The organism is Mycobacterium sp., from assembly GCF_049802695.1.
Taxonomy (GTDB): Bacteria; Actinomycetota; Actinomycetes; order Mycobacteriales; family Mycobacteriaceae; genus Mycobacterium.
Genome location: NZ_JBARMY010000540.1, coordinates 1 through 8490 on the forward strand (window position 1 = coordinate 1; position 8490 = coordinate 8490).

The following is an 8490-nucleotide window of genomic DNA, read 5'->3' on the forward strand; positions in this document are numbered from 1 at the left end:
TTGAGCGAAGGAGCCGTAATGCCGAACACTGCCGACTTTATCCTTGATCGCCTGCGCCAGTGGGGGATTCACCGCATCTATGGATATCCGGGCGACGGCATCCTCTCGATGCTGGGCGCACTCGACCGGGCCAACGGTGACCCGGAACTTATTCAGCCCCGCCACGAGGAGATGGCCGCATTCATGGCCACTGCCCATGCAAAATTCACCGGTGAGATCGGCTGTTGCATGGCCACCTCTGGCGGCGGCGCGATTCACTTGCTCAACGGCCTGTACGATGCCAAGCTCGACCACCAGCCGGTCGTCGCGATCGTCGGCCAGCAGAAGCGGATGTCGCTGGGCGCGGCGTTTCAGCAGGAGATCGACCCCAACTCGCTGTACAAAGATGTCTCTTCAGACTTTGTCCAGACCTGCATGGCACCGGTGCAGGCCCGCCAACTCGTCGACCGCGCCTGCAAGGTGGCGTTGACCAACCGCACGGTGGCGACCATCATCTTGCCCGAGGACGTGTCTGAGGCCGAGGCGGAGCCGTCGCCGCCGCGGATGCACGGCGCGGTGTACACCAGCGTGGGCTGGACGAAGCCTCGAATGATTCCGCCGCAGTCCGAGTTGGAAAAAGCCGCGCAGATCCTCAACGATGGCAAGAAGATCGCAATCGTCGTCGGGCAGGGCGCCGCCGAGGCCGTCGACGAGGTCATCCAAACGGCGGAATTGTTGGGCGCCGGTGTGGCGAAGACCTCGCTGGGCCGCGCGGTCCTGCCGGATGAGCTGCCCTATGTCACCGGCCCGATCGGGCTGCTGGGTTCTACTGCCAGCCAAGCCATGATGACGGCAGCCGACACCTTGTTTTTCATCGGCACCAGCTTCCCATACGCGGAGTGGTTGCCTGAAGAGGGGCAATGCCGCGGCGTCGAAATCAATATGGACGGCCGCATGATCGGGACCCGCTATCCGATGGAGGCCAATCTGGTCGGCGACTCCAAAAACACGCTGCACGAACTTATCCCGTTACTGCAGCGAAAGGACGACCGGTCGTGGCGGTCGAAGATCGAAAAAGAGGTCGACGAGTGGTGGCGGGTGCTTGACAAGCGGGCGCACGACAAGGCCGATCCGCTTAACCCGGAACTCGTCGCCCACGAGCTGTCTAAACGCCTGCCCGACAACGCGATCCTGACCACCGACGCCGGATCGGTCGCCAACTGGTGGGCCCGGCACTTGAAGATGCGACAGGGAATGGCCGCCTCGCTCGCTGGCAACCTCGCCACCATGGGGCCGGGTACGCCATACGCGATCAGCGCCAAGCTGGCCCACCCGGGACGCCCAGTCATCGCCATGGTCGGTGACGGCGTGTTCCAGATGAACGGAATGGCCGAGATGATCACCGTGAAGCGCTATAAGGATCGGCTTTCCGATGGCCCGCTGATTTTCTGTGTGTTCAACAACCAGGACCTGAATCAGGTCACCTGGGAGCAGCGTGCGATGGGCGGCGAGCCAAAGTTCGAGGGATCACAGTACATTCCGGACGTGCCCTACGCCGAGTTCGCGAACCTGCTCGGGCTGAACGGGATCCGCTGCGACGACCCGAAGACAATCGGGGATGCGTGGGACCGTGCACTGACCGCCAAGGGCCCGGTGGTGCTGGAGGTGGTTGTCGATAAGGATATTCCACCGGTCCCGCCGCACATCAAGACGCAGATGGCCAAGAAGACCGCGAAGGCGCTCCTGAAGGACCCGGACCGGGTGAGTCTTGCCAAGAAGGGCGCAAAACAGAAGATCCACGAGTTCACCGAATCGGTCAAACCATCCAGCCGGCATGCTGAGGAGTGACGCCGAATGAGCCTGCTCAGCCGAGCATTCGCAGATCATCCCCGCTCGGCCGGACACCCGCTTCGTCGTGGGGATGGCCACCGTCGACGAAATCAATGTCACCGGAATGAAAAACCAGCTGCGCCGGCATGTCAGCGGCGAGGTACGGTTCGACGCCGCCACAAGGCGATGTACGCCAATGACGCGTCGAACGATCGTCAGGTATAGAACCGTAGGCCTTGGGCAATACCACCATCGTCAATCCCAGATTTTTCGGGGTGGGTGGGCGTTTGGAGGCGGCATGTTTGATGATCCTCAGCTTGGCACACGCTGCGGGTGCAACCGGTCCAAGACGACGCGCCAAGCAGCAGCCCCATCGACGACACGGCGTGATCATGGCCTTGAAAACTGACATCCGTGGAATGATCTGGCGGTACCCGGACTACTTTGTCGTGGGCCGCGAGCAAATCCGCCAGTTCGCCCGCGCGGTCAAGTGTGAAGACCCGGCCAGCTTCGTTGAGGACGCCGCCGCCGAGCTCGGCTACGACAGCATCGTCGCGCCGCTCACCTTCACCTCGATATTTGCGCGGCTGGTCCAGCTGGATTTTTTCAGAAATGTCGATGTGGGCGTGGAGACGATGCAGATCGTCCAGGTCGACCAGCAGTTCTGTTACTGCAAGCCGGTCCGGGCGGGCGATAAACTCTGGGCGCGCATGGACATCCATTCGGTGGAGGAGCGCTTCGGGGCCGACATCGTCGTATCTAGGAACATCTGCACCAACGACGACGGTGAGCTGGTGATAGAGGCCTACACCACCCTGATGGGCCAGCAGGGCACGGGCTCCACCAGACTCAGATGGGACAAGGACTCCGGGCAGGTCATCAGAATAGCTTGATCGTCAGGTCGCGATCGTCAGGTCGCGGTCCAACACCTGTTTGTGCCGCGCGGCGAAACATTGGTCTGGCCGTCGCGGCCGCCGATGGTTGAAGGCTCCCCTATTTGGAAACTAGTCATTAGCCCTTGCATCGCCCAACAGTAGAGACGCCGACAAAGTCGACCTTCGCAGCGCGGATATGACGTGACAACCGCTCGCCGGCGCCGCACACAAGTGAGTTGATGATGGGCCGATGGCAATGGCGACAGAGTCGATGCCGCCGCCGAGTGGGAAGGCGCGTGATGGTCGTGGACTTCGAAGAAGATGGTGCTCCGCGTCCCGATGAGCAAGACGAGAGTGGCGATTCATTGGTTACGGCGGCCGAGGCGTTCGTGTCCGACGCGATCGAGGAACAGGAATTCAGTGCGATCGATTTAGTGTTGGGCCTCGGGCAGCCGCAGCGACTTGGCAGATTCCGGTTCTTTCTAGAAGACGAGCGCTGGGAGTGGTCGGACGCGGTAGCCCGCATGCACGGCTACGAGCCGGGCACCGTGGAGCCGACCACCGAATTGCTGTTGCAGCATAAGCATCCCGATGATCGCGAGCGAGTCGCGGCCGTCCTGGACCATGTGCTCAAAGGCCAGCCGTTCAGCAGTCGGCACCGCATCATCGACACCGCCGGGCATACCCGCTGCGTAGTCGTCGTGGGAGACCGAATGGTCGACGATACCGGTGCGGTCATCGGCACCTCCGGATTTTACGTCGACGTCACCGATTCGCTCAGTTCCGACATCAGCACTGTCCTCTCCCAGGTTGCCGCCTCTCGGGCCCGGATCGAGCAAGCCAAGGGCGTGCTCATGGCCACTTATGGCATCTCGGAGAAACGGGCGTTCGACATCCTGGTCTGGCGTTCGCAGGAATCCAACCTCAAGTTGCGCGATCTCGCTGCCCGCTTCCTGGCTGCCATTGCCGGCAAGGCGTCGGCAGACACCCTTAGCCACGTCGACCGCGCCCTGCTCACCTTGGAGTGAGCCCGGAAGCGTCAACCCGCGCCGGCGGTCAGAGCGTCCAGCGCCGCCTCGATGTTCGGCATGATCGCCGCACCGTATCGCGCCACGACCTGTCCGAGCGAGCGGGCGATGTGCTGGCCGACCGCGTCGGCCAGCAGAATCTCCTCGGCGATCACGATGCCGTTGACCACATGGGCTGCGCTCAGACGGCCGTCGGTGGTGACCTCGTAGCGCCAATCGGCGATCTGGATGCGCGCGGGCTGAGACCGGAACACTCCTCGTCGCGCCGGAGTGTGAACGACTCCGGGCAAGCCCGCAAAGACGTTGACCACCAAGCCGATTCCACCAGGGCCAGTGAGCGCACCGGTGATCGCTCGGCTCACCCGCTCCGCGTCGAACGCCGCCATCAGTCACTCAAGGGAAGGATGAACGACGGCACGATGGTCTCCGCCGAGCCGCTGCGGTGCACAGCCGTGCCGGCAGCGTAGAACTCCACCGTGTGGTATCCCCAGGCGTAGTTGTGGATGGCGAAGTGCACCCCGACGACACCGGTCGCACCGTCGCGCTCGGCCTCGCTTTGCATGCGCGACATCGCCAACTCGCGGGCCTCGTAATTCCCCTGCGTCCACTGCGGCATCTCGACATTGCGTCCCGCCTGGCGCAAGGTTTGCATGAACCCTTGCGCGGCGATGTGAAATACGCAGTTGCCCATGACAAACGCCACGGGTGCATAGCCAGACCGCAGCAGCGTTGCCATGTCCTGACCGGACAGGTGGCTGGAAAATGCCTGCCCGTTGCTGCGCCGGAACGCCCCGGGCTTTGCGGTGAAGCGCACCGCGGTCCCCACCGCGATGAATTCGAGGTGCTCGGATTCGGCGCCCTGCTGACGCCACTCGAGCCGCACGCCGACAACCCCGTCGGCGCCCAGCGCGTCGGCTTCGGCCTGCAGGCGGCTCATGGCGTTCCAGCGCGCACGGTAAGTCGCCTCAGTGAGCACCGGGAGTTCGGACTGCTGCCGGATACCGGTGAACTGGTAGCCCACGTGATAGACGGAGACACCCATCACTAGCTCAATCGGTTCGAAACCGGCGCCGTGCAGCACGGCGAACTCGTTGATCGACAAATCGGAGGTGAAGACCTTGTCGGCATGCGACAACCGTTCACTGGCGACGGGGTCAAGCGGACTCTGTGGCATCGGCACGCGCGTCCTTTCGTGGTCTCGCACATCGTACGAGGCACCCGCCCGGTTGCCGGACGGTTCAACCGGACCGATCTAGGCCCCGCTGAGCAGCGCCGTGCAGTAGTAGTTGTTGGTCAACTCGACCGGCCCTTCGAACGGCGGCAATCCGTTGTCGGCCAGAAGTTGGCTGGCCAGTGTGCGAACTGTGCGCCAACCGTGTTCTTCGAGGTATGTCGCGACCTCGCTGCGGTCGCCGGGATAGCCCAGATCGTCAAGGGCGACGTCAAGGCCGTGCTCGCGCCACTTGTTGGTGGCGGCCTGCATGATCTCGACCGATTCCGGCGAGTTCCAGAAGATCTCGGCGATCAAACGACTGTCCTTGGCGCTCAGCGCAGTGATGTGGTCCAGTAAGCGGTCTTGGGCTTCCGGCGGCAGGAACGCGAGCAGGCCCTCGGCGACCCACGCCGTGGGGCGGCTGACGTCGAATCCGGCCGCCCGCAGCGCCGCCGGCCAGTCGTCACGCAGATCGATCGGCACCGCCCGCACGTCGGCGGCGGGCTTCGCGCCGAGCTCCGCCACCGTGGCGGCCTTGAACTCGAGCACCTGCGGTTGGTCGATCTCGAACACCGTCGTTCCCGGGGGCCAAGGCAGCCGATACGCGCGCGCGTCGAGACCAGAGGCCAGGATCACCACCTGGCGGAGTCCGGCTGCTGTTGCGTCGGCGAGGAACTCGTCGATGTGCCGCGTCCGCACCGTCAGCAGATCCGTCATCCGCTGCATACCCCAGGCGTTGCCCGGAATGTCCACATCGGCCGAGTCGAGCTCGCCGGCGGCCCAGCGGGTGAAGAAGTCAATGCCGACCGCCCGCACCAGCGGTTCGGCGAACCGGTCTTCGATCAGCGGATGCTCGGCCGCTGTGGCGCGGGCCCTGCCGGCAGCCACCATGGTGGCGGTGGCGCCCACGCTTGTTGCCAAATCCCAGGTGTCCCAGACGCCATCCTCGGTGCGTGCCATGCCTGCCAGCGTACGGGCCGGCAGGTGCCGCTCTAGTATGCCGCAGCGACCTGCGTTTACCATCGCCAAGTGACCTCTTCGCGTCCCGTCGGCTCTACCGAGCTTGCTGCTGACGCTTGCGGCCACGCTTCGCACGGCGCCGTGGTCAGCCACGATGCGGCCTGGCACCGACGCGCCCGATGGGCGCATCGGCTGGCCTGGCTCAGCCTGACGGTGATGCTCACCGAAGGCGTCATCGGGTTATGGCAAGGCCTGGCGGTCGGCTCCATCGCTCTGACCGGGTGGGCCTTGGGCAGCGCGCCGGAAGGCCTGGCCAGTGCGATGGTGATCTGGCGCTTCACCGGCTCGCGGACGTTGTCCGAGGTCGCCGAGCGGCGTGCTCAGCGCGGGGTGGCGCTGTCGTTCTGGTTGACCGCCCCCTACATTGCCGCCGAATCCATCCGCGACCTGCTTGACGATCACCACGCCGGAACGTCGGTGATCGGCATCGTGCTGACAGCGGTCGCCGTGGTGTTGATGCCGATGCTCGGCCGGATCAAGCACAAGCTCGGCGTTCGGCTCAGTTCGGTGGCCACCGCCGGGGAGGGCACCCAGAACTACCTGTGCGGCGCGCAGGCCGCGGCGGTGATGGCCGGCCTGGCGGTCACCGCCGCGTGGCCCGGTTGCTGGTGGTTCGATCCGATGATCGGTCTCGGAATCGCGGCCGCGGCGATCTGGCAGGGTGTCCGCTCGTGGCGCGGCAAGGACTGCGGCTGCTGAGAGTCGCTCGGGCCATAGGCGGCGACCCGCTGCGCCCGGCTTCGCCGCGCTTGCGATCGCCGCTCGGTCAATCCAATCGATAGCGGATGAGCCGAGAGCTGTTGGCGACGACGGCGACCGACGATGCGTTGTGCAGAATCGCTGCCAGCACCGGCGATAACGCACCGCCGGCGCCGATCAACAGCCCCGCCGCGTTGACCGCGATCGACATGCCGTAGTTCTCCCGAATCACCTCGACTGCCCGGGCGCCCAGATCGCCGACATCCAATAGCCGGTTCAGGTCGTCGTTGGCCAGCGCGACATCGGCGGTTTCGACGGCGACGTCGGTCCCGGCCAGGCCCATTGCGATCCCGATGTCCGCGGCGGCCAGCGCAGGAGCATCGTTGATGCCGTCGCCGACCACGCCGACGACGTGACCTTCGCTTTGCAGTTCCCGTACCACTCGCAGTTTGTCTTCCGGCAGCACCTCGGCGCGCCAGTCGTCGATGCCGAGTTCACCGGCCACCACCCCGGCGATCTCGGGATGGTCGCCGGTCAGCATGACGATGCGACGAACCCCGTTGGCGCGCAGCTTCTTCACCACTTCGGGTGCCTCGGCCCGCACCTCGTCGCGCAGGCTGATCAACCCGACCAGCGCTCCGTCCACGGCGAGCAGCAATGGCGTCTCGGCCTGCCGTCGCAGCTTGTCGACCCAGTCCGCCGCCTCCTGGGACACTTGGACGTTCTCCGCGCTCAGCAGTGACGGGCTGCCCAGCAGCAGCGTGCGGCCGTCGGCCCAGGTCCGCATGCCGAGGCCGACCAGGACTTCGCATTCCTCGTGCGGCGGGATGGTGATATGGCGTTCCTCGGTCGAGCGGATCACGGCTTCGGCCAGCGGATGACGGGAGTGGATCTCCGAACTCGCCGCGTAGGCGAGAACCTGTTCGGGCTGCCAATCAGGGTGCATCGCAACGATGTTGGTGACCACGGGGCGCCCGACCGTGAGCGTTCCGGTTTTGTCGAAGACGATCGCGTCGACCCGGCCCGCCTGCTCCAGGTGCGAGCCGCCCTTGATGAGGATGCCCCGCCGGGCGCCGTTTCCGATCGCCGCGCTGATCGCGGTCGGGGTCGCCAACCCGACCGCGCACGGGCAGGCGACCAGCAGCATGGTCATCGCGCGCCGCACGTCCCGGGTCAACAGCAAGGTGATCGCAGAGACGATGAATGATGTCGGGACGAAGCGGCGGGAGAAGTTCTCGCCAACGGTCTGTATCGGTGCCCGATCGTTTTGTGCCTCTTCGACGCGGGTGATGATGCGGCCGATGGTCGTCTGGTTGCCGACGGCGCGGGCCTGCACGACCAGTCGCCCGCGTACCACCACCGAACCGGCGTGCACCCGGGCCCCGTTGATGACGCTCACGGGCAGCGTTTCTCCGGTGATAGCGGACTGGTCGACCACGGCCTCGCCGTCGACCACCTCGCCGTCGACCGGAATCGCGACGTGGTCGTGCACCACCACCTGATCGCCGATCTGCAGCGTGTCGATCGGCACCTGGACCTCGGTGCCCGCCTCGGGCCCCTCGGTGAGGCGGATCCAAGCGGTGTCCTGCGTTCCGCGCAGCAGGTCGGAGATGGCTCGCCGGGTCCGCCGCAGAGTCAGGTCTTGCAGATACTCACCGATGTTGAGCAGCCACAGCACAGTCAGCGCCACCACGTTCTCGCGCAACACCAGGCTGGCCACGGTCGCGGCGGAGACCAATGCGTCGGTGCCGGCGCGGCCCGAGCGCAGGGATCGCAGCGCGCCGCGCAGGAACGGATACCCGGTGAAGACCGTGCCCGCCGTCGCGGCCAGCCCGCCGGTCGGACC

The 8490-nt window shown here is 65.3% G+C and carries 8 protein-coding genes; 4 read left to right on the plus strand and 4 right to left on the minus strand.

The window, feature by feature from the left end:
• Positions 1 to 18 precede the first annotated feature (18 nt).
• The 3 genes from WA317_RS21290 (at position 19) to WA317_RS21300 (ending at position 3712) form a co-directional block, all read left to right on the plus strand.
• On the plus strand, positions 19 to 1827 hold the full coding sequence (locus tag WA317_RS21290) for a thiamine pyrophosphate-requiring protein (protein WP_425174914.1): 1809 nt from the start codon (positions 19 to 21) through the stop codon (positions 1825 to 1827).
• Positions 1828 to 2201: 374 nt separating this feature from the next.
• Entirely contained in the window at positions 2202 to 2702 is a 501-nt protein-coding gene (gene hadC, locus WA317_RS21295; protein WP_425174920.1) for a (3R)-hydroxyacyl-ACP dehydratase subunit HadC, read from the plus strand.
• A gap of 281 nt (positions 2703 to 2983) precedes the next feature.
• On the plus strand, positions 2984 to 3712 hold the full coding sequence (locus tag WA317_RS21300; RefSeq protein WP_425174915.1) for a PAS and ANTAR domain-containing protein: 729 nt from the start codon (positions 2984 to 2986) through the stop codon (positions 3710 to 3712).
• An 11-nt stretch (positions 3713 to 3723) separates the two neighbouring features.
• Here the strand turns inward: WA317_RS21300 and WA317_RS21305 are convergent, their stop codons facing one another.
• From WA317_RS21305 to WA317_RS21315, 3 genes are all read right to left on the minus strand, one after another.
• Complete coding sequence (locus tag WA317_RS21305) at positions 3724 to 4098, minus strand: DUF5073 family protein (RefSeq protein WP_425174916.1); 375 nt, start codon at positions 4096 to 4098, stop codon at positions 3724 to 3726.
• Positions 4098 to 4886, minus strand: coding sequence for a heavy metal-binding domain-containing protein (locus WA317_RS21310; RefSeq protein ID WP_425174917.1), 789 nt, complete (start codon positions 4884 to 4886; stop codon positions 4098 to 4100). The genes WA317_RS21305 and WA317_RS21310 overlap by 1 nt, the downstream gene beginning before the upstream one ends.
• Before the next feature lie 78 nt (positions 4887 to 4964).
• Positions 4965 to 5885, minus strand: coding sequence for an SAM-dependent methyltransferase (locus WA317_RS21315; RefSeq protein WP_425174918.1), 921 nt, complete (start codon positions 5883 to 5885; stop codon positions 4965 to 4967).
• Between the two features lie 141 nt (positions 5886 to 6026).
• Here WA317_RS21315 and WA317_RS21320 point away from each other — a divergent pair, with 141 nt between their 5' ends.
• Positions 6027 to 6644: a hypothetical protein gene (locus tag WA317_RS21320; protein ID WP_425174921.1), complete on the plus strand. Its 618-nt coding sequence runs from the start codon at positions 6027 to 6029 to the stop codon at positions 6642 to 6644.
• A gap of 67 nt (positions 6645 to 6711) precedes the next feature.
• Here the strand turns inward: WA317_RS21320 and ctpC are convergent.
• A partial coding sequence (gene ctpC / locus WA317_RS21325) for a manganese-exporting P-type ATPase CtpC (protein WP_425174919.1) occupies positions 6712 to 8490 on the minus strand: 1779 nt, incomplete at its 5' end.

Bases quoted from the DNA above. Each gene is read 5' to 3' on its own strand.
- hadC (WP_425174920.1), top strand. From the start codon at position 2,202: ATGGCCTTGAAAACTGACATCCGTGGAATGATCTGGCGGTACCCGGAC.
- WA317_RS21315 (WP_425174918.1), bottom strand. From the start codon at position 5,885: ATGGCACGCACCGAGGATGGCGTCTGGGACACCTGGGATTTGGCAACA.
- WA317_RS21300 (WP_425174915.1), top strand. From the start codon at position 2,984: ATGGTCGTGGACTTCGAAGAAGATGGTGCTCCGCGTCCCGATGAGCAA.
- WA317_RS21290 (WP_425174914.1), top strand. From the start codon at position 19: ATGCCGAACACTGCCGACTTTATCCTTGATCGCCTGCGCCAGTGGGGG.
- WA317_RS21305 (WP_425174916.1), bottom strand. From the start codon at position 4,098: ATGGCGGCGTTCGACGCGGAGCGGGTGAGCCGAGCGATCACCGGTGCG.
- WA317_RS21310 (WP_425174917.1), bottom strand. From the start codon at position 4,886: ATGCCACAGAGTCCGCTTGACCCCGTCGCCAGTGAACGGTTGTCGCAT.